A 23,886-nucleotide genomic window follows, 5' to 3' on the forward strand; every position below is an offset into this window, starting at 1 on the left:
TGGCTCCTACCCCGCGAGCGCCGCGAGCAGATCGGCGGGAGCGGTGAGAGCCGGAAAGCCCTGCGTACGCGCGACCGCCTGCCGGCGTACCTCCGTCGGCCAACGGTTGACGTGCCATCGCGCCGCGAACGCCCGCATGCCGACCGCCGCAGCGCCCGCCAGCTCGTCGCTCCCACCGTCACCGACGAAGACGCACGCTTCCGCGGGTACGCCGAGACGCTTGCACGCCACCAGGTAGATGGCAGGGTCGGGTTTCGCCACGCCCACGTCGTAGGAGAACACGACGGAGTCGATGCGGCGGGCGAGCGGACTCGACGGCCAGCCCTCGACCTCTTCCACCGAGCAGTTGCTGACCAGTCCGAGCCGAAAGCCGGCCCTCGCGAGCTGGTCGAGGGTGTGCAGCACTGCCGGATCGACGCGACGGAGGACCGAGGTTTTCGCGGCTGTGCGTTCGGCGGCGAGCTCCTCGATCCGCGCCCGCACCTCGGCGTCGGGCCGACACCCGCTGCGTACGCATGCCTCCGCGAGCACGTCCTCGAACGCGAGGCGCCGGGTCATCCGCTCGTGCTTGCGTGCCCGCCACAGGGAGTCGAACAGGCCCCGATCGATGCCGAGCCGGTCCGCGGGCAAGCGACCGGACGCCGTTCCACCGACGACGAGATCGACCTCCGTGACCAGCGTTTCGTACAGGTCGAAGACCACCGCCGCGCCGTGGACCCGGCGAGCGTTCATGGGCGCAGAGACGCGAGTTCGGCGAACGTCGACGCGCACGTGTGTGTGCCCGGCTCGACCTCGGTGTAGCCGGCGTCGGTGACCAGCGCCGCCTCGACCTCTCCCCCGACGACGCCGCGCCACGTCTCTCGTGACGCCTCGACGATCCGCAGCGGGAAGCCGGCGTCGACCCAGCCGAACACCCGCTCCGCGCCGAGCTCGAGTAGGCCGAGCTGCGCCGCATGTCCCACCTGCGCGCACGCCTTGCCGGTCGACATCGCCAGCCGGGGCGCCAACACGATCGTCAACGTCGGACCGCCGGCCGCCTCCGCCTCCGCCCCTACGTCCTCGAGCGGGAAGCGGCCGGGAGACCGGTCAGGATCGACGTCCAGGTCGAGCCCCTCCACCTGGAGTTTTCCCACCGGCGGCGGGACCTCCGACACCGGATGCGGCAGCAGCGCGCGGACCTCGGCGTCGTCCACCGTCGCCGTGACGCCCGGCAGCGCGGCGACGTCGAGCCATCGCGAACCCCGCGCGCGGCGTACGACCTTGCGGATCCGGCCGTCCGCCCAGCGTTCGAGTGGCTCGTGCCACGGGCAGTCCGGCGCGGCGGCGGGATCGGCCAGGAGCCGGACGACCGCCAGTGCAGAGGCGTACATCGCCTGCTGGTGCGAGGGCGTCCGGTCCCGCTCGACCCGGACGACAATCGGCAGCGACCACGGCTCGGCGTCGTCGCGCGCGGCTCGCGCGCGCCACGCCTGCGTCCGCCAGTGGGTACGCCAGAACCGGACGGCGGCCCGCTGCTCCTCGGTCATGGCGTACCTCTTCGGTGAGGGGACCCTCATTCACTAGGTTCATGCGATGGGAGCCCTCCGAGGGCAGTCCCGACAGGTGCTAGCCAACCACGTGTGCCGACCACCGCCCCCACCGAGAGGGAACGCAGATGAACGACCGACCGGGCGAGCTCGTTCCGCTTCCGGACGACTGGCAGCGCTGCCTCGCGATCGTCGCCCACCCCGACGACCTCGAGTACGGGACGGCCAGCGCCATCGCCGGCTGGACCGCCGCCGGCCGCGATGTTGCGTACGTCCTGGTCACCAGAGGTGAGGCCGGGATCGACGGGCTCCCACCGCAGCAGGCCGCCGCGCTCCGCGAACGCGAGCAGCGCGCCAGCGCGGCCGCCGTCGGAGTCTCGGAGGTGGAGTTCCTCGACCACCAAGACGGCGTCATCACCGAGGGCCTCAGGCTGCGTCGCGACCTGACGAGGGCGATCCGCCGGCACAAGCCCGAGCTGGTCGTGACGCTCAACCACCGCGACACGTGGGCACCCGGCGCATGGAACACCCCCGACCACCGTGCGGTCGGCCGGTCGGTCCTCGACGCCACCGGTGACGCCGGCAACCGCTGGATCTTTCCCGAGCTGGTCGAGGAGGGGTACGAACCATGGGGCGGGGTGCGCTGGGTGGCGGTGTTCGCCTCGCCCGAGCCCTCCCACGCCGTCGACGTGACGGACACACTCGAGGCCGGGGTGCGTTCCCTGGCCGAACACCGTGCCTACATCGAGGCGCTCACGTCCCAGGACCCGACGGACTACGCCCGGGAGATGCTGACCAGGAACGCCCGTGCGGCGGGCGAGCGGTTCAGTGGGCGGTTGGCGGCGGCGTTCGAGCTGTTTCCACGCTGACACTGCGCAGGGCGGCGACGGCGGCAGCCAGCCGTGCGTCCCGCGTCGGGCTGCCCGGGCGCGCTTCGGCGACGAACTCGACCAGGTGCCGGCGCGGCCCCGAGTCGAGGTCCGCCGGATCGAGCCCCGCCGCCAGCAACGCACGGGTGAGGTCGGCCGGCATGGACCGGCCGCGGGTACTCGCGGGAAGGACGAGGGTTCCACGCCAGTGATCGGGAAGCTCCGGCTGGCCGGGCAGCGGGTTCACGATGGTGACGTCGTCGAGGGTCAGGACGCGGACCTGCACCGACACCCGGCTCCGGGCGTACTCGACACCCGGCTCCCATGCCCCGGCCAGCACCAGCTTGGCGGCCCGGTAGCTGTCGTACCCGCTGATCCGCTCGTCGAGGACGTAGCTGCGGAGGCCGTCGTGGTCCTCCCGATGTCCTCGGACCGCCATCGTCCTCGGCGTACGCGCAGCCACCCGCGTCATCGGCTCGGCCCCGTGAGCGGCAGCCCGGCGTACGTCGTGTACCAGAGCGGCCGGTAGCAGCGCCACCGCTCCGGTACGAGTCCGCGGACGCTGCAGCGGTCCTCGACTTCCCGCCGGATCCGGAGGTAGTACGACAGGTCCGTCGCGTCCGGCGACCGCAGGACGTCCATCAGCGGGGTGTGCGACTGGTAGACCTGGATCGATGGGAAGACGGTCACCTGTGGGAGCAGCAGTAGCAGGAATTCGCGCATCTCGACGTACGGATCAAGTCCCACCACGTAGGTGAACGACGTGTCGAGCCCGGCGGCGCGCGCCCTCGCGAGCAGCGCCGGCATCTCCTCCGGGCGAAGGCTGGCCTTGCTCTCCTTGAGCAGGATGTCGCGCCGGGAGGTGCACTCCGCGGTGAGGTAGAGCAGGAACGGCCCCACCTCGCGGGCGATCGCGTCGAACGCCTCCTGGCTGCGCAGCACCGAGCTGAGCAGCCCGATCCGGGGCTGGATGCCGTGGTCGGAGAGAACCCGCCGGACGGTACGCAGATGATCGAGCGCGGCGGCCTCGGTGTGGAAGCAACCGGTGGAGATCGTGACCTCGGTCAGGTCCGCGAGCGACCCGCCGGGCGGCAGTTCGGCCGCGAGACCGGCGAGGAGGGCCGCGATCTCGTCGTCGAGCCGCAGGCGCGGGTCAACCGCGTCCTCGAGCGTCGTCGGGCAGAACGCGCATCCGGTGCAGCGGCTGCGGGAGTTGGGGTTCAGGGTCGCGGCCCGCCACCGTTCACCGTCCCAACAGCGTAGGTAGCCGGGCACCGCGTCGTCGGCGACCACCCGTTCGGCGGCGGCCACCGTCCGCCCCTCGACCACGAGCGCGTCGCCGACGAGCTCGAAGGGGGATTCCGGGCGCCCGGACGGTACGACGATGAGACGCGGTTCCGGCTCGGTCGGCAGGCGAAGGTCAATCCGGACGCGGGAGCCCGCGGGTGTGCGGATCCCGTGCACGTTGAGGGCGATGAGCAGCAGGTCGGTCCAGGCGACGTCGTAGTCCGAGGCGAGAGATTCCCAGCGGGCGAGTGCGGTGGAGTCCACCGTGGCGGTCATCGCTCCTGCTCCCTTTCCGGCCGAGTCAACGGCTCTCTAGGTCAATCGCGCGTTTCCCGCATCCCGATGCCCGCCCCGAGGAACGCTGTTGTCCAAACAGTCCCATAGACGTCGCCAAGCATCCATTTCGTTCCATAGATGACGGAAATCCAGACATTCCCACCATGCGACGAAAGGCGTGGCAGGGTGGGTGGTTTTCTGTCGTACGCAGTGCGGTGGTGCGCTGGCCCGCGGATGGACCGGATCACGCGTCCGAGGGGCCCGTTCGCCGGGACGCTCGGAGCCCGCCGGGGGGGCCGTCCCTGGGGGGAAGTGCGCAGGCCGGCGTACCGCCCGGCAGTCGGTACCGGTTCACGGCGATGACGCGGTAGACCAGCTGGGCGAGCCAGCGGAACGGCGGAATCCGGATCACGGCACCGGGTACCAGCCACATGCCACCCGCATCGAGCAGGAGACTGGCGATCGCCTGGGCGCCCCCGTCGATCCGGCCGTCAGGACCGATCCACACCACTTCGTGCTCGGTCTGCGTACGCGTGACGCCCAGAGCGGCGAGGTCGACGCGCTGCCAGGGCACGACGTCGGCATTGGTGGGGATCCACCGCTCGATCAGCTGCGCGCTGCGGGTGCAGAACCCGCAGTCACCGTCGAAGAGAAAGGTCGGCAACGGGTCGGCACCGCGATCGCGAGGTCCCACGTCTCCATGCTCCCTGATCGCCACAAATCTGGCACACCCGGAGCGACAGGCGGGACGGCAACGACGCGTCAGCGCACCACTCGCGTCACCGCGCGCGTGCCTCTGCGGTGTCGAGGGAGAGAACCGCGAAGACGGTGGTCGTGTCCGGCTCTCGGCGTACGCCCCAGTTCTCGGCCAGTTGGTCGACGATGGCAAGGCCCCGGCCGCCGAGGGCCGAGGCGGGAAGGTCCAGGTTGCGCGGGTACGTCGCACCACCTCCGTCGGTGACGGCCACCTCCAGTTCAGCTGACCGCCGCGTCCAGCGGACCCGTAGCGTCCCCGCGGGCAGCGGGCGGGCATGCCGAAGGGCATTGCCGACGAGTTCGCTCAGGACGATGAGTGCGTCATGGGCATCCTCGGGGGAGACGCCAGCGAGCCTCAGGTCTGCACCAAGCCTGCGCCGGGCCCTCCGCGCACTCGCCACCTCGAAGGGCAGCATCAACGCCGTGGAAGTCGCCGAACTCTCGACGGGAGCCACAGTCACGCCTTCTCCTTCGACCTCCGCTCGCGACACCCTGACAACGCACGAACCTGCGCAGGCATGACGCTTTGCTTCCCTTCCTGGCGCGTTGGGAAACACTTCGACCATGGCCGGGGCCGTCCAGCGCCCGACAGGGCCCGAGGTCCCCTTGTCGGTCCCACCATGTCGAACCTTCGCCCGCCGACCTGGTTTCCCGCGCGGCCGGAACTGGACGCTTCACCACTGGCTACCGCCGATCCGGCGCATCCACCCAATCCGGGTACTCTCGCCCACTGTGAGGTGCGCGAGAAAGCAATCGACCCGAGCGGCCGGCTTCCTCCTGGCGCTTGTAGCCGTCGCCGCGCTGCCCGCCGCTCCCGCCCTGGCAGGGCCCGCCCAGGCCACCTCAACGGTGGCGCGGGCGCCGGGCGCCCTCGAGGCCGGCGCCGGATTGCCCCGTGCCCCCATCCGCCGCGGTCAGCTCGCCGAACTCTGTCAACAGCAGCCGCGCCCGAGCAACTCGATCGCGGAGACGCCCTGGGCGCAGGCGCGGCTGCAGTTCGACCGCGTGCACACCTTCGCGACCGGTCGCGAGGTCACCGTCGCCGTGGTCGACACCGGCGTGTGGGCGTCCCATCCCCAACTCAACGGCCCTGAGCTCGACGGTGGCGTGGTCGACCAGGACAACGGAGGGAGCCTTGTCGGGGACGGCGTGTCGGCCACGGTGGACTGCGACGGACACGGCACCCTCATCGCCGGCATCATCGCGGCCCGCCCAGCCGACGACACGAACTTTCAGGGCATCGCACCCTTCGCCAAGATCCTGCCGGTCCGGGTGACGAACTCGCTCGACGAGGGATCGGCGGGCACGCTGGCCGACGGGATCAACTACGCCGTCGACCAGGGTGTCGACATCATCAACGTCTCCGTCCTCGCCGACAACGAGTTCCCCGCGTTGGTCGATGCCATCAAGCGGGCCCTGGACAACAACATCGTCGTGGTCACGGCGGCCGGCAACACCGGCGCCGAAGACAACGCCAAGAGGTGGCCCGCCGAGCTCGCCCGCAAGCCGGGCTTCGAAGGCCTCATCGTCGTGGGTGCGACGAACCAGGACGGCACGCTGGCACCGTTCACCACCACCTCGGTCCCGGCGTTTGTGGCCGCGCCGGGCGTGGGGGTCACGGGACCCGCTCCGATCCAGGGTCATACCCGCAACGACAACGACGGGACCAGCTTCGCCGCACCGTTCGTGTCAGGGACGGCGGCGCTGGTGCTGGAGGCGTACGACAAGCAGCTCACGCCGCTCCAGGTGAAGCGCCGGCTGCAACTCACGGCCGACCACCCCGGAGCCGACCTGCCGGCCGAAGGCCTCGGATATGGCGTCGTCAACCCCTACGAAGCCGTCACCGCCATCCTGCCGGAGTCGAGCTCGGCCCCCGCGACGCCTGAGGCCGGGATCAAGCCGCTCGCCGCAGACACGGGTCCGGACACCACGGCCCGCGACGTCGCCCTCATCGTGAGCGGAACCGCCGTCGGCCTTGCCCTCATCACGCTCGGCGCGGTCGCGACCTACCGGCGCGGCCGCGACCGCAGCTGGCAGCCGAGCCAGGAACGACCGCAGACCCAGACCTGACGCGAAACCGCACCCGCCGAGCCCGAGCCCCCGACCGACACCCCGCGTGAAAGCCGTGGCGGGGCGGCGACAGGCGACGCCGCTCCAGCCGACGCGCACGCCCTCCGTGGTCCGCCCCGGGGCGCGCTCAGCGCTCCTTCGCGATGTAGGCCGTCTGGATCAGCTTGGTGCCGAAGCGGCGGCTGACCAGCGTGCCTCGTCCGGGCGGGAGCGGTGCGCCCCGGACACCGCCCCACAGCTGACCTTCCTCCCGGTTACCGGACATGATCAGGCCCGGGTTGCCCATGTCGCGGATCCGCTGCACGACCGGGTCGTACATCGACCGGCCGGCACCGCCGAACCCACGCGCGATGATCACATGCAGACCGATGTCGCTCGCCTGGCTCACGAGGTCGGCGATCGGGGCGAGCGGGTTGCCGGACGACGTGGCGACCAGTTCGTAGTCGTCGACGATGATGTAGAGGTCCGCGCCCGTCCACCACGACCGGTTACGCAGCTGGTCGGGCGTCACGTCCGGCCCGGGCAGCCGCTTGCGCAGGGCCGTACCGACATCCTTCAGCAGAGAGGTCGCCGCATCGGACGACGCGGCGTACCCGATCAGGTGGTCACCGCTCACCGAGTCCAGCAACGAACGCCGGTAGTCGACGATGATGAGCCGCGCCTGCTGGGGGGTGTTCCGCGCCACGACACCACGGGCGATGACATCGAGCAGGTTGGACTTGCCGCACTCCGTCGCGCCGAACACGACGAGGTTCGGCTCGTCGGCCGGGTCGAGATAGACGGGAGCGAGCTCGTCCTCGTCGATGCCGATGGGTACGCCGGGACGCACGTCGGCACCCACCGTCGGCAACGTCTCGAACGGCAGCTCCTCGGGCAGCAGCCGGACCGGAGGTGCAGGCGGACCCTGCCACGCCTGGGAAACCGCGTCACACATCGCCTTGACCCCGTCGGCAAGGAGCTCCGGGTTGGCCTCACCGTCGATCCGTGGCAGTGCGGACAGGAAGTGCAGCTTCTCCGGCGACAACCCGCGCCCCGGCCGGTTGGCTGGGACGTTGACGGCCGCCTTGCGGTCGATCTCGGAGTCGTACGGGTCACCGACCTTGAGCTCCAGCCGGGTCTGGATGAGGTCCTTGATCGCCATCCGGAACTCCGACCACTTGTTCGCCGTGGCGATGAGGTGGATGCCGAAACCGAGACCACGCGCGGCGATCTGGGTCAACGTCGCCTCGATCGCCTCGTGCTCACCTCGCACCGTGCCCCAGCCGTCGACGACGAGGAAGACGTCGGAGGCGAACCGGTCCGGTGCGATCCGACCCTCGCGGCGCAACCGCCGGTAGGTGGCGATGGAGTCGACACCAGCGTCGGTGAACGCCCGCTCACGCTGCTCCAGCAGCGTCGTCATCTCGCCGACCGTACGCCGGATGGCATCGGCGTCGAGCCGGGTCGCGACGCCACCCATGTGCGGCAGGCCCAGCATCGACGGCAGCGTGCCACCACCGAAGTCGAGGCAGTAGAACTGCACCTCGTCGGGCCGGTGGGTCAGGGCGTACGACGCGATCAGGCTCCGCAGCAGCGTGCTCTTGCCGCTCTGCGGACCTCCCGCGATGCCGACGTGCCCGCCCGCGCCCGACAGGTCCAGCCACATCGGGTCACGCCGCTGGTAGTAGGGCTTGTCGACCAGCGCCACCGGCGCGGCCATCGTGCCGCGCCCCTCCCACTTCACGGTGAGGCCGTGCTCCTCGGTGACCTCGAGCGGCCCGGGAAGAAGCTGGTCGAGCGTCGCGGACTCGTTGAGCGGTGGGAGCCACACCTGGTGGGCGGAGCGACCCATGCGTTGGAGCTGTTCGACCACGAGGTCGACGAGGACCTTCGGCTCGTGCATCACCTGCGTCTGGGCGATGATCTGGGTCTGCGTCTCGTCGAGCTCGGGTTCGGCCGGGACCTCGACGATGTTGGGCTCGACGTAGTCGGTGGTGTAGGCCGTGATCTGCGGCATCCAGCGCCGCTCGCCCGGCTTGGCCGGCTTCTTCTGGGCGGCCGCTGCCAGGCTGGGAGGTTGGTAGATGCCACCGACGTAACAGGCCTTGAACCGGACGAGCCCCTCCGTACCGACCTTGAGGTAGCCGCCACCGGGCTCACGCGGAAGTTCGTACGCGTCGGGCACACCCAGCACGACCCGGCTCTCACCGGCGGAGAAGGTCCGCAGACCGACCCGGTAGGACAGGTGGGTGTCGAGGCCGCGCAGCTTGCCCTCCTCCAGTCGCTGCGAGGCCAGCAGCAGGTGGACGCCGAGGCTTCGACCCAGCCGGCCGATCATCACGAACAGCTCGATGAACTCCGGCTTCGCCGAGAGCAGCTCGCTGAACTCGTCGACCACGATCCACAGCGTCGGCATCGGGTCCAGCGGCTTGCCCTTGGCGCGGTCCTCTTCGTAGTCGCGCAGCGAACCGTAGTTACCGGCGTCGCGGAGCAGTTCCTGCCGGCGGTTCATCTCACCGGCGAGGGCGTCCTGCATCCGGTCGACCAGGATGAGCTCGTCCTCGAGGTTGGTGATGACCGCCGACACGTGGGGCAGGCTGTCGAGTCCGAGGAACGTCGCACCACCCTTGAAGTCGACCAGCACGAGGTTGAGGTAGTCGGGCGAGTGGGTGACCGCGAGACCGAGGACGAAGGTACGCAGCACCTCGGACTTCCCGGATCCGGTGGCGCCGATGACCAGGCCGTGTGGGCCCATACCGCCCTGTGCCGACTCCTTGATGTCGAGCTCGACGGGCTGGCCTTCTGGGGTGAGGCCGAACGGCACCCGCAGCCGCTCGTGCCGGGGGCGCGGCTTCCACACGACCTCGGGATCGAGCTGGTACGCGTCGGGGATGTTCAGCAGGCTCATCAGCTCGAGCTCGTGCTGGGCCTGCTCCTCCTCGACCTCTTCCTCCTCCTCGACCGCCACCGAGCCGCCGGCCTGGACCGACCTGAGGGGTGCCAGCTGCCGCGCGAAGGACTCGGTTTGCGCGATCGTGAACTCGTCCGGACGCCCGAGCTGACTCTCGTGCTGCGTACCGTCGGGGTCGGTGGTGACGTGGAAGAGCTCGTCGGCGGTCACGCGCAGCTGCATGACGCCGTCGCCGAACCGGCGTACGGCGTTGCCGGAGACGTCGATCACGGTCACGCCCTGCAGCGGGGCACTGAGGAACTTCGAGTCATGGCTGGCGTGTCCGCCGTCGATCACCACGATGATGTGCGGCTGGTCGGCCAGCGGCTTGGCGTTGGCGGAGAAGAGCGGGCGGTTGCCGATCTGGTCGAACAGCAGGCGTTCGAGCTCGGACAGCGAGGCCGCGACGAACCGGACCTGTCCGGCCCCGTCGGTGTTCTCCGGGTGGAGGGCGTGCGGGAGCCACTTCACCCAGTCCCACTCGGCGCGGCGGTCCGGCGCGAGGCACGTACCGATGACCATTTCGTGGGGCGCGTGCAGGCCCGCCAGGTGCACCAGCATGGCCCGGGTCAGGCCGCGGACAGGCTCGGGCTCACCGTCGATGCGGAGATGGGCGAACGCACGAAGGTTGACGGCGACGGGCACGTCCGGAACGGTGCGGTAGGTCTGGATGAACCGGCGAAGCGCCCCCGCCGCGACAGGTTCGAGGTCCTCGACCGGCTTGGTCTCCGGGCTGATGAGTCGCAGGACGAACCGCTGGGCGCCCCGTGCGACGCGGACGTGGGCGAAGTCGTTGTCGGTCGCCCTGCGCTCCCACAGCCGACGGTTGAGGGGAAGGGTCCACAGGCTGTCAGGGTCGGGGTACCGCCACTCCAGCGCCTCCCGCTGCCGGTTGGCGGCGGTACGGACCCGGCGGCGGAGCTGGGTGAGATAGCGAAGGTAGTCGCGGCGGCTCCCGTTGATCTGGTGCTTGCGTTCGGCACCCTTGCCACCGCCGCCGAGCTGGCCGATGTACATGCCGACCATGGAGACGGCCATGACGCCGCTCATCATGATCCGCATGCTGTTGCCGCCGCCACCGACGTTGCTGGTCATCATGAACGCCATGACGGCGCCGCCGCCGAGCATCGGCAGGATGCCGAACATCTTCTGCATGGCGCCGCCGGGCGTGACCTCCGGCAGCTCTGGCGGTGACTCGAAGAGCACCTCGCCCTTGGGCATCGCCGGCGGCGGCTTGCGCCCGGTGCGGCGGTGGAGCACTGTGCTCATTGCGCGACCTCGCTTCGGCCCTGTCGGTGATCCGACGTGCCGGTGCGCTCGGCCGAGGTGAGTCCGGCCGGCTACCGGCGATACGGCTTGCCATCTGTCGGGTTGTCAGGCACGCCCTGACGTACCTGTGAGTTCGCGCGGGAGGGGCGGTCGCCCGGCCAGACCGACCGGCGTCCCCGCTCCGCACCGTCTCTTGGAGAATGCTAACGATGCACCAGACGCGCCCGCTTCACCCCGATGTGGGTAATCTCGCGGATCGTCTGTTCCAGAGTGCTCGACACGGGTGAGGAGATCAACAGTGGAGGCGAACAGCGGCGTCGAACTCTGCCGGGTCACCGTCGTCGCACCGCGAACGCGGATGGACCTCGCACTGCCGACCGACACCCCGCTCTCGGATCTGCTGCCGACCCTGCTGAAGTACGCCGGCGAGAACCCGGACGATCCGGCGTTCCTGCGCGGCGGATGGGTGCTGCAGCGGCTCGGTGAGTCGGCGTTCGATCCGTCGCTACGGCTGTCCGGCCTCGGTGTGCGCGACGGTGACGTGCTGCACCTGCGGCACCGCGAGATGGCCATCCCCGAGTTCGCCTTCGACGATGTGGCCGACGCCATCGCCGTGGCCACCCGCGAGCGGCGGGCGGCGTGGCAGCCGTCCGACGCCCGGTCCTCCGCGCTCGCGGTGGCCGCCGCGTTCTTCCTCCTCGGCGCCGTCGTGGTGCTGCAGAGCGGCCCACCCTGGATCCTGCCCAGCATCGTCACCCTCGTCGCTTCGGTGATCATGGTGGGCACCGGCGCGGCAATGTCCCGGGCGTTCGGACAGGCCACCGTCGGCGCACTGGTCGGTGCGTTCGGCGTCGGCTACGCCGGTGTCGGCGGCTTCGTCGCACTCGGCGGACAGGTCGGCATCGATGCGTTCGGCGCGGCGCAGATGCTGCTCGCCTCGGGACTCGTCCTGCTCATGTCCACCATCGCCGGGATCGGCATCGTCGCCAGCTGGGACGGTTTCTTCGGGGCCGCCACCGTGGCCCTCGTCGGCGTACTCACCAGTGCGGCGGTCCTCATCTCCGACGCCGCGGCGGTCCCCGCCGCGGGCATCGCCGTGACGTTCGCGCTTGGCGCAGTCCCCTTCCTGCCCACCCTGTGTGCGCGGCTGGCCCAGCTGCCGCTGCCCCAGCTCCCGACGAGCGCGGAGGAGCTCCGGCGGCAGACCGATGTCCTTCCCGGACCGACCGTCCTCCAGCAGGCCATCACCGCCGACAAGCTGGTCGCCGCCATGGTGGCGGCGTCCACGTTCATCTGCGTCGCGGGCGGTGTCTTCCTCAGCCAGGCCGAAGGGGTGTTCGGTCCCGCCCTCACCGGAGTGGCCGGCCTCGCGATGTTCCTGAGGTCGCGACACTTCCGCGGCCGTACGCACCGCCGGTGGCTCCTGGCCGGCGGCGTCCTGTGTGCGGCGCTGGTGGCCTTCCGGCTGGCGTCCGACGGCGACGCCCTGCTGGTGCTTCTCGCCGGCGGACTGCCCGGCCTGCTGCTCGCGGGCGGGCTCGGTGCGTGGGCGGTGAGCGTCCCGGGCCGGCGGCTGTCGCCGTACTGGGCGCGGGCCGCCGACCTGTTCGAGGTCGTCGTCTTGTTGACGGTCGTTCCGCTGGCGATGGGCGCGGTCGGGGTCTACTCCGGCATTCTCAGCCTCTTCGGCTGAGCCTCGCCCGGATCTCGGCCTGTCTGGCTCAGGAGACGAAGAGTCGCTGCTCCATGGTGCTGAGGCTCAACTGGCCGAAGGACAGCTGGCCCGCCGCGGCCACGGCCACCACACCTGGTGGCATCTGGGTGAGCCAGCTCGCCCGGTCCTTGGCGAGGCCGAATCCTCGCCTGGCCAGCTCGGCCGCGGCGGGTTCGAGTCGCTGGCTGATGAGCAGGTCGTAGGACCGCAACCGGGCCTCGTCAGAGACCTCGAGATTGGCCTGGACCGACACGAACGTCTGCCAGTCGCCCTGCTCCCATCGCGGCAACGCCTGATGGTCGCGGGTCGCGTCGACGACGAGCGACGGCCGGGCGAGACTTCCCGACGCCGTCACCCGGGCACCGGTGGGCAGGACCGTCAGCCAGGACGGTCCGCGCGGCACGGCCGACACGAGGCGTCCCCAGGCCGCCACCGCGTCGGTGACGACGGTGACGTGTGCCCCGACGGCGAGGGCGCGGTAGGCGATCAGCTGGGCCAGCTGGCCGACCGAGACGACGCAGATGCGGACAGGGTCGCTACGGAACAGGCGGACGACGAGGGACCCGGCGTTGCCGGACCCGAGCACCAGACCTGCCGGGGGAAGCGTGAGGGTGAGGTCACCGAGCGCGTCGATACTCGTCTCGTGCGCCTGCACCGAAGGCGTGAGGGTCACCGGGCACCGCCTCCCATCGGGATGGTCGCGAGAAGTCCGGGCACTTGTTCGCCGTCGAGGCGTGTGACGGAGATCTTCGACTGCCCTGCCGACCTCGACAGCTGCCGGAACGCCGTCCGCGCGGCCTTGGCGTCGGTGGAACACACCCGGACGAACGAAGAGCACCGGACGCTGTGGTCCGACGGCCACGTGAAGGACAACGAAGCGGTGGCCGACAGGACGGGAAGCCCGGCCATGGCGGCCAGGACGCTCGCGAGCGTAGGCGGCCCGGACCGCGGCCAGTGGCGCAGCCAGCCCGTCACGTGGGATACACCATCACAGGTCCAGCCGCGCCAGGTCTCCTTCGTACGCCGGTCGCGGCGTGCGCTCGGCACATGGTGCGGGTCGACGCTCATCGAGAGCGTCAGCACCTCCCGCACCTCGCTCTCCTCCAGCGGCCGGCACGGCAGACCGGACGACGACAGCACCTTGGTCGCCCAGCCGACGCTGGCGCGGAGAGCCCGGCGAACAGCGTCGTGGTCGGTGCCGTCCAGGGTCGCCGACGTGCCGCCGGTGGCGGGTTCCAGCCGCAGCGCCACCCACCACGACATCACCGACGGGGTGTCGCCGGGGCTGATCTCGGCGTACGAGGCGCCCAGCTGGGCGCCGTAGGGCCCGAGTGTCGGGGCCGGCGCCGGCAGCGTACGGATGACGAGCTGCGCCGAGGCCAACCGGATCCCCTCCGCCTCGCCGAGGTTGGCGAGCGCGCGGAGCGGGATGTTGACGGGGTCGGCGGACGCGATGAGGTCCTCGCGGTCCGGCCCGAGCAGCACGACATAGCCCGAACCGTCATGGGCCACGCCAACGGAACGACCACCGCGCCGGCCAGCGACAGAGGCGAGTTCGAACCTGGGCAGCCACTCGCGCAGCGGTGCCATCGCGGGGTCGCTCGGCGGACCGGCTTCGGCCCGGAAGTTCCTGCGGCGGTACGCGGCCCAGACACGGATCCACCGCCACAGCGGCCTGCCGTTCCACCACACGACGGTGAACACGGCGACCACGAGGACGGCGATCGCACCGGCGAGGATCCAGGGCCCGCCCGCGGCGAACGCGGTCAGCCCGACGCCGATGGCGACCTGCCAGGCAATGACGGGGGCGAGCGGCAGAGGGCCGATGTGGCGGCCGGGGTAGGTCCGGTTCATGTGGACGACGGAACGCCGCGGTGGGCGCTCGGGGGGACGTGGACGCGCGGGGGCCGAGTTTCTCGGCCCGGTTGTTGGCTGCTCACGCACGGCGGACACGTGGCCCTCCTCCCGTCGACGTCCCGCGGTTCCGAATCGTGCCCCGCGGCGGCGCGGCACACCCAGGCGGGTGTCGTGGTCATCGTCCCCGACAGCCGGCGGCGCTCGCTGCACCCGGCACCGGCTCGCCGGCATATCGTAGTGTCGCTCTCGCACGCCACGGAAACGCTCCCGGTCGCTGCGGCACCTCGCACCGGGGTTTCGTTGGGTGCACGGCAGTCCGGCACTCACCGGCACCGGCAGTAGTCGTCGCGTACGTGCCGGTGACGGCATCATCGCTTCCAGATCGCGATCACGAGGGACCACGATGCAGACCCGACGGGACCAGCTGCAGGCGTATCGCTACCTTCTTCGGCGGGTTCTGGCCGCCATGCTCGGCAGCGAGCCAGAAGCCCTCGAGCAGCCCATGCGGCGGGTCTCGACATCAACGTTCGCGGGCATCATGATCGGCGTCCTCGCCTGTGCCGGTGTCGCTCTTTACGGCTGGATCGCCGACACCCGCACCGACCAGTGGAAGCAGGAGGCCGCCGACACCCTCATCGTGGACAAGGACACCAACAGCATCTACCTCTACCTCCACAAGGACGCGCTCGCCTCCGGCGGCCAGCAAACGGGACAGCAGGGTGGTGAACAGCAGGCGCCGGATCCGGCCAACCCGACCGGCGAGATCGACGAGAAGGACATGGTGCTCGTGGAGGTGCTCAACCACACGTCCGCGCGGCTGATCCTGGGCAAGGAACCCAAAGTGGTCCGAGTGGCGAGCGCATCGCTCGACGACGTCCCCCGCGGACCCCGGATCGGGATCCCGCTGGCGCCCAACTCCGTTCCCCGCAAGGACAATGTCACCTCGAAGCCACTCACGACCTGTTCCACCGCGCGGACGGTGAACGACGCGCAACAGCTCGAGGTCGACATGCTGATCGGCGCGACCGAGAGCGACCTCGGCGCCCGGCCCATCGGTGACCAGGCTCTGGTGGTGCGATCGCCTGACGGATCGCTCTTCCTCATCTACCGCGGCAAGCGACTCGCCACCGACGACGACGCCCTGCGGAGCCTGGACCTGAACCAGGGCACCCCCCTCACCGTCGGTGCGGCCTGGCTCGACGCCCTCGAGGAGGGCCAGCCACTCGCGGCCCCGGTCGTACCCGGTCGCCGCGAGCAGAGCACCGTTCTCGTCAATGGTGAGACCACCTGGATCGGCCAGGTCTTCCACTCGGACAGCCCCGACACCTACTACGTGATGCTCGCGGACGGCCTGACCGAGATCACCGCGGTGCAGGCCGACCTGTTGTTCGGGGAAGGCGCGGCGGAGATCAACGGCGTGGACCAGGACGAGGCCACCGATGTCACCATCAGTGAGGTCAACAACGCCGCCTCAGAGACACCGAGCATCGCGGTGCCCGACCTTCCGGCAACGACACCACGACTCGCCGAGGTCGGCACGGCCACGGACGAACCGGTGTGCCTGTGGTACGGCGGTTCGCGGGAAGGCGTTCACATCACCATGGGAGGCGAACTGCCTGCCGCACCGGTCGAAGGTGAGGGCGAGGGCTCGCAGGGCAACTCCATCGACCGGGTTGTCGTACCGCCCGGCCGCGTGGCGATCGTCGGCCTTCAGCCAGGACCTGACGTCGAGCCGGAGAGCTTCTTCCTCATCACCGACGAGGGCGTGAAGTTCCCGGTGCCAGACCAGGCTTCGCTGGACGCGCTCGGCTTCGACGGGATCGAACCCGAGAAGGTGCCGTCGTCGCTGCTCCGACTGGTCCCGGAGGGGCCCGCGCTCTCGCAGCAGGCCGCATTCCGGGTGGCGTCGTTCGACCCGTCAGCCAACCAGAACGACGCCGGAACCGCGGGTGGCGCAGGCGGGTGAAGGACCAAGCCGTGAGCTGGTCCGAGTGGGTGAGCCAGCGCTGGTTGGTGAGCCCGCGGGCGTGGCGACAGTGGCTCGGTGGGCGCAGCTCGCGATGCTTCCCGGAGCCCCTGGACGATCTTCACGAGAGTTATCCACAACCTCGGAGGTACCTGCTGACGCAAAGACCCCATTTCGCGTTAGCGTTGTCCAGCGTTGGGTGCCAAACCCGCACAACGACCTCCAACCGTGGTTCCGCACGGGGGGATCCGGGTCGGCGGAACCCCGGCACCCTCAGCAGCGATGCGAGTGCTCCGCGCTCGACGACAGCGCCCGGCACCGTCGGGCTAACCGGAGGAGGTAGGTGTGGGAGGTCAGCAAGACAGAGCCGAGATGGCCGAAGCCGCCCAGCGTGTGGGCGATTCGTTCGACGTCATCATCGGCATCAAGGGCAAGCTGCAGGAGTACAAGGCGGAGGCAGCCGGCACGTGGGAGGGCAACGCCTCGAGGGCGTTCGGCCGCGTGATGGACACCTTCGACCAGAAGCTCCAAGTCGTCGGCGACGCACTCAACGACCTGCGCGAGAAGATGGGCGCCGCGCGGATGAGCTACGAGGCGACGGAAGAGCAGCAGCAGGAAGGCGTCAACAAGATCGAAGAGCTGCTCGGCGGCACCACCTGACCCCTTGAGCACGTGTCCTGCACACCCAAACTTGCACGGAAGGTTTCACCCTCATGAGTGACTTCACCAGATTCGATCCAGCGGCGCTGGACCAGCTGCAGGCCAACCTGCGCCTGGCCTACCGCGGGATCCAGGACGAGACCAACGACCTCGAGAAGGCGCTGGAAGCCAAGCTGGCCAACTGGCACGGCGGCGCCAGGGACGCATACACCGACGCCAAGGCCCAGTGGGAAAAGGCGATCAGCGAACTCAACGATGTGCTTGGTCAGCTCGGCGCCGCCGTCGAGAACATCAAGGTGAACTACAGCGAGACCGAGCGGTCCAACCAGACCATCTTCCAGTAGGCCGATCTACGACAGGTCACGTGCCTCGGTCGAGCTACAGCATCACCAGAGATCCCGGTTACCTCGGTGGCCGGGATCTCTTGCTGTCCGGGTTGGCGGTGCGGGCGGTCACGTCGCCTCGGTGGAGCGGGTGGGCGACTTCGCGGACTTCGCCGAAGGAAGGTCCAGGCCCCACCACTGGCCGACGAGATCCTTGCCGAAACTGTGGTGGGCCTCAGCCTTCTCCAGCCGGAACCCGACCCGCTCATAGATCCGCCGCGCCTGGGTGAGCACGTCGTTGGTCCACAACACCAACCGTCGATAGCCGACCCGTCCCGCGAAACCCACGCACTCCTCGACCAGCCGTCCGCCGACTCCGAGTCCCCTGGCCGCCGGCTCGACCAGCAGCAGCCGGAGCTGTGCGGTCTCGTCGTCCTTGCGTACGCAGAACACCGCTCCGACCGGGTTGCCGTCCATCTCCGCGATCCATCCGGTCTCGCGGGCCGGATCGTGATGGTCGATGTAGTCGGCGACGATGCGGGCGACCAAGGCCTCGTAGGTGGCGTCCCATCCGTACTCCTCGGCGTAGAGCACCGCGTTGCGATGCACCACCCATCCGAGGTCACCGGGACGCAGCGAACGAAGGACGTACGCCGGCGGCCGTGGCGCATGACCGAGCACCTCCCGGATGACGCCCATGGCCGTGGCCAGTCGCGCCTGGTCACCTTCGGCGAGGCCGGACAGCAGCCGTTGTACGTCGTCGGCGGCGCGGGCGTCGAGTGACGCGAACTCGGCCCGTCCCTTGGCTGTGAGTGCGACGACCTGGCGTCTGGCGTCGGCTTCGGAGCGGTCGCGGCGCACCAGGCCGTCGGCTTCGAACCTCGCCAGGATCCGGCTGAGGTAGCTCGCGTCCAGGTCGAGGTCGCGCCGAAGGGTGAGCACGTCAGTGGTGCCGGCGGCGTCAGTGGTGCCGGCGGCGTCAGTGGTGCCAGCGGCGTCAGTGGTGCCAGCTGCGTCAGGGGTGCCAGCTGCGTCAGGGGTGCCAGCTGCGTCAGGGGTCGCGGTACCGGCGGTGGTGGTGAGACCGCCACGGGCGAGTTCGTAGAGGATCCGGACCTCGGTCAGCGAGTACGGCGAATGAAGGTGGCGTCCCCCGAGCGCACCGATCAGACCGGTGTAGAAGCGGTTGAACGCCCGGACAGCATTGGTCCGTTCGGTAGGGACTGCCGCTGCCTGGGTCGTTGACTGCGGTTCCGTGGACGTGGAGGAAGCGGACACCTGAGGCCTCCGTAGCCCCGAGTTGTTGGACTGAGTCCAACATATTCGCACGCGAGATCTCGCCACGCCAGCACCCATGGGATGGGGCGCCTCACACCAGCCACCCATGGGATGGGGAAACCGTTCATCCAACAAAGCTGTGTAGGTGTGGCGGCAAGAGGCGAAGGGGGCAGCCCTCCTGGCGAGACCCGCCCCTAGGAGGGCGAGGGCGAGGATGTCGTCGAGGACGCGGCGGCATCGGCCGCCGCCTGTGCGGCCTGCCGCCCTGCCTTGCGTACGACGGGCATGGCCCAGACGGAGGCGCCCGCGATCAGCAGCGCACCGATGCCCATGAACCCGTACCCGACCGCGATCGGGCCGGGGTCGGAGTTCGCATGGAGCGCGAGCGCTACCACCACCGCCGCGAAACCGAGCGCGGTGACCGCCCACCACGCCGGGCTGAACGACGCCGACGGCGCTTCTGTCGTACGTCGTGACCGGAGCAGCCACGCCACCATCAGCCCGATCACGACGAGGGCACCGATGCCGGCGAGCAGGAACAGGACGAGGTTGATGCTGTCGCTCTGTGTGGCCGCATCCCGTGTCACCTCGGCTGGATCGTCCGCCAACTGGGCAAAGATTCCCCGCCTCGGCGCGAGCGCGAAGATGCCGTAGACCGCCGCAAGCACCGCCTCGACAGGGAGCGCCACGATGAGGATGCGCCACAGCGCCCAGGGATAGCGCGACGCGGGTCGGGGCGGTTCGGCCGGCGCCGCCGATGGCTGCTGATCCGGGCCAGGCCGCGGCGTCGTCCATCGCTGTGAGGCGGCGTGCTGGGGTGGCGTCTGCCAGGGGGCGGCGTCAGCTGACTCCGACCAGGGTGGCGACTCGTTCGGTTGGGCGGGAGGCCGGGTCCAGGACGGTCCGACAGAACGGGGCTGCTCCCCGGGCTGCCGTTCGTTCGGCTGGCCACCATCCTTCTGGGGATGGCCGCGCGGGTCGCCACCGGCTTGCGCCGACGCGGGCGGCACCCACGCACCCTGACCGCCCTGCGCCGGGCCGGCTTGCCCTGGCATCCCTGCCTGCCCAAAGTTTCCGGGCTGCCCACCGCTCTGCTGGTGAGGCGTCAACGTCATGCCGCAGCGAGAACAGGTGCGAGGGCCGTCCGAGTTGTCAGAGCCACAACGTGGACAGCGCATGTACCTGGGCCTCGCCATCGGTGCGAATGATCGGGGACGTGCGCGAGCCTACCTGGCGTCCGCAGGCACCCATGGCGGGATCGCCGAACGACGGACAGTCGAGGCGTACGACAGAAGGGCTACGCGTGTTGCGAACGCAGGAAGGCGCCGAAGTGAGGGACGGTGAAGGCGACCGTTCCGCGTTCGGCGGCGTAGACGAGGCCCTTCTTGATCAGGGAGTCCCGCGCGGGCGACAGGCTCTGCGGCTTGCGGCCGAGCATGCTGGCGACGTCGCCGGTCGGCACCGGATGGTCCGCGACCTCGGCGCCCAGCTCGGCCATCGCCCGCATGTACTCCCGCTCGGCGGGTGTCGCACGTTCGTACCGGGATCCGAAGAACCCGACCGCCAGCTCCGCCTCCGCCTCCGGTGCGGCGACCTTCACGTCGTCGACGCTGATCGGGCTTCTCGGCGCGACATCCCAGGTGGCCTTGCCGAACGCCTGGACGAAGTACGGATAGCCGTCGGTGACGTCGTGCAGGGCGTTCAGCGCCTCCGGTTCGTACTCCACATCCTCCGTCGCCGCCGGAACGGTCAACGCGCGGTCGGCCGCGGTCCGCTCGAGCCGGTCGACCGAGACGTAGCGGAAGAGGCGTTCGGCGTAGGACTTGCTCGCCGACAGCGCTGCCGGGAGGTGCGGCAGGCCGGCACCCACGACGATGAACGACGCCGCGCGTTGACTGATCTCGTGGCAGGCACCACACAAGGCCGACAGCTCGTCCGGCGCGATGTCCTGCATCTCGTCGATGAAGACGGCGGCACCCACGCCGAGGTCACGGGCGAGTTCGCCGGCAGCGGTGAAGAGTTCGGTCAGGTCCAGTTCGAGGTCGCCGGAGTCGGCGCGGCCACGGAGGGCCGGCACCTCATAGGGCGGTCGCCACCGCACCCCCTTGCGGTCCTTCGCCGTCGTCTCGAGCGCGAACGCCTTGAGGACGCCGAGGAACTCGTCGACACGTTCGGGGTCGCGGTGCCGGGGCGCGAGCTCGCGGCTGGCGGCGTGGAGTGCCTGCGCGATCGGCAACCGGATGGACCGGTCGGGGCGGGCCTCGACCTTGCCGGTGCCCCAGGCGCGGGACAGCGCGAGGGAACGCAGTGCGTTGAGGAGCACCGTCTTGCCGACGCCGCGCAGGCCCGAGAGCACCATGCTGCGTTCGGGGCGGCCGGCGGCGACGCGTTCGAGGACGACCTCGAACTGGCGTACCTCCCGGTCGCGGCCGGCAAGCTCCGGCGGGCGCTGGCCCGCACCCGGCGCGTAGGGGTTCCGTACGGGATCCACGATCGGACTGTATGTCCACATCTAGCAAAACCCGTAGATTTCCTTAGATGCGGCTAGCGCGTGTCGCGGTCGCGTTCCCGGATGGGACGGGGTGCCCGGCGTTCTCGCCGGCCACCGAACGGGGCGGCGCGCCACCGCACGAGAATGTCAAAGTCGTATCGGTGGACGGACGATCTTGACACCGGACCCGCCTGGCCAGGTATTTTGCTCGCCGTTGCCACGGGCAGGGCCGTGATCGGGGGACACGTCATGGGTGCGGACCGGAGCGACCATGGCGCTGCCGGGTCGCAGCCGTCGGCTTCGGCCGTCACGGCGTTCGGTGAGCAGCTCCGTGCCCTCGAAACTCACCTTGCCGCGCGGGTGTTCACCGCGGAGGGTAGCCGGGGCGCCGTCCGCGTCGCAGTCGACGGCCACGCCCGGATCCACGCCATCACGCTCGACCCGAACTGGACCCGGGCGATCCAGGCGCGGGCCCTCGACACCGAGGTCGCGCGGCTCTACCGGAGCGCGAGCCGGGACGCCGTCGCCGCTGCCGAGTCCCTGTACACCCCTCGAGCGGGTTCACTGGACCCGTCTGCGCAGTCGACAACTGCCGGGGCCGACGTGCCGGTCGCTCCTGGCGTACCCGATGCAGGTCCGAGCGATGCGGCCGCGAGGGATGCGAGTGGGAGGGATGCGAGTGCGGCGGCCGATGCCCGCCTCATGGATCTCGGCGAGGATCCTTACGGCGAAGAGCCAGATCTGCCCGACCTCGGCATGGACCTCACCGACCAGGACTTCCTCGACCTGGCGACCGCTGGCCTGGGGTACGCCGACCGGTACCTCGCCGACCCGACCGACGAGGCCCCGTACGACACCGGATCGCACGACGCCAACCCGGGAGACGCCGATCTGCACGACGCCGGCATGCACGCCGCCGCCATGGGTGGACTACCCGCTGCTTCCGAGATCGGCAGGCTCGTCGACTTTCCGTGGGTCGCCGAGGCGGTGCCCGCGTTGCGGCACGTAATGGCGAAGCTCGCGGCCGAAACCGTCCGCACCGGTGACGTCCGTACCGGTGTCGCCGTCGAGTTCACCTGCGAGGGGGAGCTGATCGACATCGAGATGCGCTCGCGCCATGCCACTGAGACCGCCGAGGGGCAGCTCGCCCAGGAGCTCGTCGCGGCGCTCCGCGAGGGCGAGGAGGCCGCGGCCCGGCGGCGCGGCGAACTCGCCGCGGAAATCACCGGGGACCGGCCGATCGAGGAGGTGGCGCAGGAACAGCTCGCGCAGTTGCGGCACCGCATGGACGAACTCCGCAAGCGGCTGCCCTAGCTGACCAATTCCAAGGGGGCGCCGTCTAGCGAGCGGCTTGTCCGCGCCCGGCTCCTGTGGATGACCACCCCGCGGTGATCGTCGAATCGCCTAACCTACTTCGGAAAGCTCGGAGGTGAACCGGTGGCCAAGACCTCGGTCGACCTGGCCGCGTTCAAGCGTGCCGCGTCGACGTTTGCCGACGTTGGCGGCACGGTGGGACGCTTCGCCGTGTCCCTGGACGAGGCACCGCTGCACCTTCCCGTCGAGGCGTGGGGACACCCCGACGATGGCGAGGACGACCTCGCCCACGCCTATGACGCGCTTCGGCGTTCGGCGTCGGACCTGCTGCGTGACGGTGGCGTCGTACTCGATGACATCGGGGCGACGATTCATGTCGCGGCCCGGCGCTGGCAGGACCAGGAAGACCAGGCAAGCGACGAACTGCACACCATCGGCCGCCAGCTCGACGATTAGGGGAGGGGTGTTGAGCGAGCAAGGCGCGATGCCGGCAGCCGGCCGCGGGCGTGGCGAGGCGATCGACCCGCACGGCGACCCCGTGCGATTCATGGCGTGGATGGTCGACCGGCACCTCGAGCTGCTGCCACATCCCGTCCAGGCCGCGTGGCCGAAGACCCGGGACATGGTGGTAACGCCTGGGGACGCTCGGCTCCTGCGCGCGGCGGCACAGGACTGGGACGGTGGTTCCGGAGCCTCCGATGCTCCTTCGTACGAAGGAGCCGCGCGCGCATCGCTCGGCACCCGGGTGACGACAGGCCGGACGGAGATCGCGGGAGCGGTGACGAGGCTTCTCGACTCCTGGGAGGGTCCAGCCGCCGACGCGCTGCAGACCTATCACCAGGACGTGTTGAGCACCTGTTTCGAGTCTCTACGGGAGACCTGCCACCAGATCGCCGGCCACCTGCGTACGTCGGCGGACGCCATCGAGTCGTTCAGGACCGGCCTCCGGCAGGCGGCTGTCTCTGCGGTGGCCGCGATCCTCGCGGCGACGGTGTCCGCTGGCCCGGGCCAGGTCTCCCGTGCTGCCCTGCTGGGAACGGCGCCGACGCGGGCCGTTCTCACCGCGGTGCGGACGTTCGCCGAGTTCGCGATGGAGGCGACTGGGACGTACGTCGAGTTCCGGCGGGACTCCCGGGCGAGCTTGCGACGCCTGCACACGCGCCTGCTGACGTTCGATGGTGCGGCAGGTGTGGTCGACGGCACCTGGCCGCGCCCCGGTGGCCGACTGGCCGCACCACGCTGAGCATGCCCGCGGCGGTTGAATGACCACGCTGAGCATGCCCGTGTTCGCCAAAGAGGCG

General features: G+C 70.2%; 21 protein-coding genes. 9 read left to right on the plus strand and 12 right to left on the minus strand.

The window, feature by feature from the left end; translation table 11 throughout:
* Positions 1-6 precede the first annotated feature (6 nt).
* Positions 7-732: an HAD family hydrolase gene (locus tag ABNF93_RS13795; protein WP_349328380.1), complete on the minus strand. Its 726-nt coding sequence runs from the start codon at positions 730-732 to the stop codon at positions 7-9.
* Entirely contained in the window at positions 729-1,526 is a 798-nt protein-coding gene (locus ABNF93_RS13800) for a peptidyl-tRNA hydrolase (RefSeq protein ID WP_349328381.1), read from the minus strand. The genes ABNF93_RS13795 and ABNF93_RS13800 overlap by 4 nt, the downstream gene beginning before the upstream one ends.
* 128 nt (positions 1,527-1,654) lie before the next feature.
* On the opposite strand from ABNF93_RS13800, the gene ABNF93_RS13805 reads away from it, so the two are divergent.
* A complete protein-coding gene (locus ABNF93_RS13805) occupies positions 1,655-2,395 on the plus strand; it encodes a PIG-L deacetylase family protein (protein WP_349328382.1) in 741 nt (246 codons plus the stop codon).
* Here the strand turns inward: ABNF93_RS13805 and ABNF93_RS13810 are convergent.
* The 4 genes from ABNF93_RS13810 to ABNF93_RS13825 form a co-directional block, all read right to left on the minus strand.
* Positions 2,352-2,834 carry a hypothetical protein gene (locus tag ABNF93_RS13810; RefSeq protein WP_349328383.1) on the minus strand — a complete coding sequence of 161 codons (483 nt, stop codon included), beginning with the start codon at positions 2,832-2,834 and terminating at the stop codon, positions 2,352-2,354. The two genes, ABNF93_RS13805 and ABNF93_RS13810, sit on opposite strands and share 44 nt — an antisense overlap.
* A gap of 29 nt (positions 2,835-2,863) precedes the next feature.
* Positions 2,864-3,958: a hypothetical protein gene (locus ABNF93_RS13815; RefSeq protein ID WP_349328384.1), complete on the minus strand. Its 1,095-nt coding sequence runs from the start codon at positions 3,956-3,958 to the stop codon at positions 2,864-2,866.
* Positions 3,959-4,202: 244 nt separating this feature from the next.
* Complete coding sequence (locus ABNF93_RS13820; RefSeq protein WP_349328385.1) at positions 4,203-4,652, minus strand: thiol-disulfide oxidoreductase DCC family protein; 450 nt, start codon at positions 4,650-4,652, stop codon at positions 4,203-4,205.
* A gap of 85 nt (positions 4,653-4,737) precedes the next feature.
* Complete coding sequence (locus tag ABNF93_RS13825; protein ID WP_349328386.1) at positions 4,738-5,175, minus strand: ATP-binding protein; 438 nt, start codon at positions 5,173-5,175, stop codon at positions 4,738-4,740.
* A gap of 271 nt (positions 5,176-5,446) precedes the next feature.
* On the opposite strand from ABNF93_RS13825, the gene ABNF93_RS13830 reads away from it, so the two are divergent.
* Entirely contained in the window at positions 5,447-6,784 is a 1,338-nt protein-coding gene (locus tag ABNF93_RS13830; RefSeq protein WP_349328387.1) for a S8 family serine peptidase, read from the plus strand.
* Positions 6,785-6,911: 127 nt separating this feature from the next.
* Here ABNF93_RS13830 and eccCa read toward each other — a convergent pair whose 3' ends face one another.
* The gene (gene eccCa / locus ABNF93_RS13835) at positions 6,912-10,982 is read right to left on the minus strand and encodes a type VII secretion protein EccCa (protein ID WP_349328388.1); all 4,071 of its coding nucleotides are present in this window, start codon (positions 10,980-10,982) and stop codon (positions 6,912-6,914) included.
* Positions 10,983-11,280: 298 nt separating this feature from the next.
* Here eccCa and eccD point away from each other — a divergent pair, with 298 nt between their 5' ends.
* Positions 11,281-12,675: a type VII secretion integral membrane protein EccD gene (gene eccD, locus ABNF93_RS13840; RefSeq protein WP_349328389.1), complete on the plus strand. Its 1,395-nt coding sequence runs from the start codon at positions 11,281-11,283 to the stop codon at positions 12,673-12,675.
* Between the two features lie 28 nt (positions 12,676-12,703).
* Here the strand turns inward: eccD and ABNF93_RS13845 are convergent, their stop codons facing one another.
* Both ABNF93_RS13845 and eccE read right to left on the minus strand, forming a co-directional pair.
* Positions 12,704-13,369 (minus strand): hypothetical protein, encoded by a 666-nt coding sequence (locus ABNF93_RS13845; RefSeq protein ID WP_349328391.1) that lies wholly within the window; start codon positions 13,367-13,369, stop codon positions 12,704-12,706.
* Complete coding sequence (gene eccE / locus ABNF93_RS13850) at positions 13,366-14,550, minus strand: type VII secretion protein EccE (protein ID WP_349328392.1); 1,185 nt, start codon at positions 14,548-14,550, stop codon at positions 13,366-13,368. Before eccE ends, ABNF93_RS13845 begins: the two co-directional genes overlap by 4 nt.
* Positions 14,551-14,956: 406 nt before the next feature.
* On the opposite strand from eccE, the gene eccB reads away from it, so the two are divergent.
* The 3 genes from eccB to ABNF93_RS13865 all read left to right on the plus strand — a co-directional run bounded on the left by eccB (position 14,957) and on the right by ABNF93_RS13865 (position 17,523).
* Complete coding sequence (gene eccB / locus ABNF93_RS13855; RefSeq protein ID WP_349328393.1) at positions 14,957-16,519, plus strand: type VII secretion protein EccB; 1,563 nt, start codon at positions 14,957-14,959, stop codon at positions 16,517-16,519.
* A gap of 372 nt (positions 16,520-16,891) precedes the next feature.
* Positions 16,892-17,179, plus strand: coding sequence for a WXG100 family type VII secretion target (locus tag ABNF93_RS13860; protein ID WP_349328394.1), 288 nt, complete (start codon positions 16,892-16,894; stop codon positions 17,177-17,179).
* Between the two features lie 53 nt (positions 17,180-17,232).
* Positions 17,233-17,523, plus strand: coding sequence for a WXG100 family type VII secretion target (locus ABNF93_RS13865; protein WP_349328395.1), 291 nt, complete (start codon positions 17,233-17,235; stop codon positions 17,521-17,523).
* Positions 17,524-17,631: 108 nt separating this feature from the next.
* Here ABNF93_RS13865 and ABNF93_RS13870 read toward each other — a convergent pair whose 3' ends face one another.
* From ABNF93_RS13870 to ABNF93_RS13880, 3 genes are all read right to left on the minus strand, one after another.
* Positions 17,632-18,780, minus strand: a complete 1,149-nt coding sequence (locus ABNF93_RS13870) for a bifunctional helix-turn-helix transcriptional regulator/GNAT family N-acetyltransferase (protein WP_349328396.1) — start codon at positions 18,778-18,780, stop codon at positions 17,632-17,634.
* A 194-nt stretch (positions 18,781-18,974) separates the two neighbouring features.
* A complete protein-coding gene (locus ABNF93_RS13875) occupies positions 18,975-19,469 on the minus strand; it encodes an Asp23/Gls24 family envelope stress response protein (RefSeq protein ID WP_349328397.1) in 495 nt (164 codons plus the stop codon).
* A 608-nt stretch (positions 19,470-20,077) separates the two neighbouring features.
* Entirely contained in the window at positions 20,078-21,271 is a 1,194-nt protein-coding gene (locus ABNF93_RS13880) for a DUF8462 domain-containing protein (protein WP_349328398.1), read from the minus strand.
* 249 nt (positions 21,272-21,520) lie between these two features.
* Here ABNF93_RS13880 and ABNF93_RS13885 point away from each other — a divergent pair, with 249 nt between their 5' ends.
* From ABNF93_RS13885 to ABNF93_RS13895, 3 genes are all read left to right on the plus strand, one after another.
* Positions 21,521-22,585: a YbaB/EbfC family nucleoid-associated protein gene (locus ABNF93_RS13885; RefSeq protein WP_349328399.1), complete on the plus strand. Its 1,065-nt coding sequence runs from the start codon at positions 21,521-21,523 to the stop codon at positions 22,583-22,585.
* A gap of 123 nt (positions 22,586-22,708) precedes the next feature.
* Entirely contained in the window at positions 22,709-23,041 is a 333-nt protein-coding gene (locus ABNF93_RS13890; protein ID WP_349328400.1) for a hypothetical protein, read from the plus strand.
* A gap of 10 nt (positions 23,042-23,051) precedes the next feature.
* On the plus strand, positions 23,052-23,828 hold the full coding sequence (locus ABNF93_RS13895) for a hypothetical protein (RefSeq protein ID WP_349328401.1): 777 nt from the start codon (positions 23,052-23,054) through the stop codon (positions 23,826-23,828).
* The last annotated feature ends 58 nt before the right edge of the window (positions 23,829-23,886 follow it).

This window comes from Actinopolymorpha sp. B9G3 (genome assembly GCF_040120725.1).
In the GTDB taxonomy this organism is placed as follows: Bacteria; Actinomycetota; Actinomycetes; order Propionibacteriales; family Actinopolymorphaceae; genus Thermasporomyces.

Excerpts from the sequence above, each read along its gene's own strand:
- ABNF93_RS13815 (WP_349328384.1), bottom strand. The coding sequence starts at position 3,958 with ATGACCGCCACGGTGGACTCCACCGCACTCGCCCGCTGGGAATCTCTC.
- ABNF93_RS13810 (WP_349328383.1), bottom strand. The coding sequence starts at position 2,834 with ATGGCGGTCCGAGGACATCGGGAGGACCACGACGGCCTCCGCAGCTAC.
- eccCa (WP_349328388.1), bottom strand. The coding sequence starts at position 10,982 with ATGAGCACAGTGCTCCACCGCCGCACCGGGCGCAAGCCGCCGCCGGCG.
- ABNF93_RS13800 (WP_349328381.1), bottom strand. The coding sequence starts at position 1,526 with ATGACCGAGGAGCAGCGGGCCGCCGTCCGGTTCTGGCGTACCCACTGG.
- ABNF93_RS13805 (WP_349328382.1), top strand. The coding sequence starts at position 1,655 with ATGAACGACCGACCGGGCGAGCTCGTTCCGCTTCCGGACGACTGGCAG.
- eccB (WP_349328393.1), top strand. The coding sequence starts at position 14,957 with ATGCAGACCCGACGGGACCAGCTGCAGGCGTATCGCTACCTTCTTCGG.
- ABNF93_RS13885 (WP_349328399.1), top strand. The coding sequence starts at position 21,521 with ATGGGTGCGGACCGGAGCGACCATGGCGCTGCCGGGTCGCAGCCGTCG.
- eccE (WP_349328392.1), bottom strand. The coding sequence starts at position 14,550 with ATGAACCGGACCTACCCCGGCCGCCACATCGGCCCTCTGCCGCTCGCC.
- ABNF93_RS13795 (WP_349328380.1), bottom strand. The coding sequence starts at position 732 with ATGAACGCTCGCCGGGTCCACGGCGCGGCGGTGGTCTTCGACCTGTAC.
- ABNF93_RS13860 (WP_349328394.1), top strand. The coding sequence starts at position 16,892 with ATGGCCGAAGCCGCCCAGCGTGTGGGCGATTCGTTCGACGTCATCATC.
- ABNF93_RS13865 (WP_349328395.1), top strand. The coding sequence starts at position 17,233 with ATGAGTGACTTCACCAGATTCGATCCAGCGGCGCTGGACCAGCTGCAG.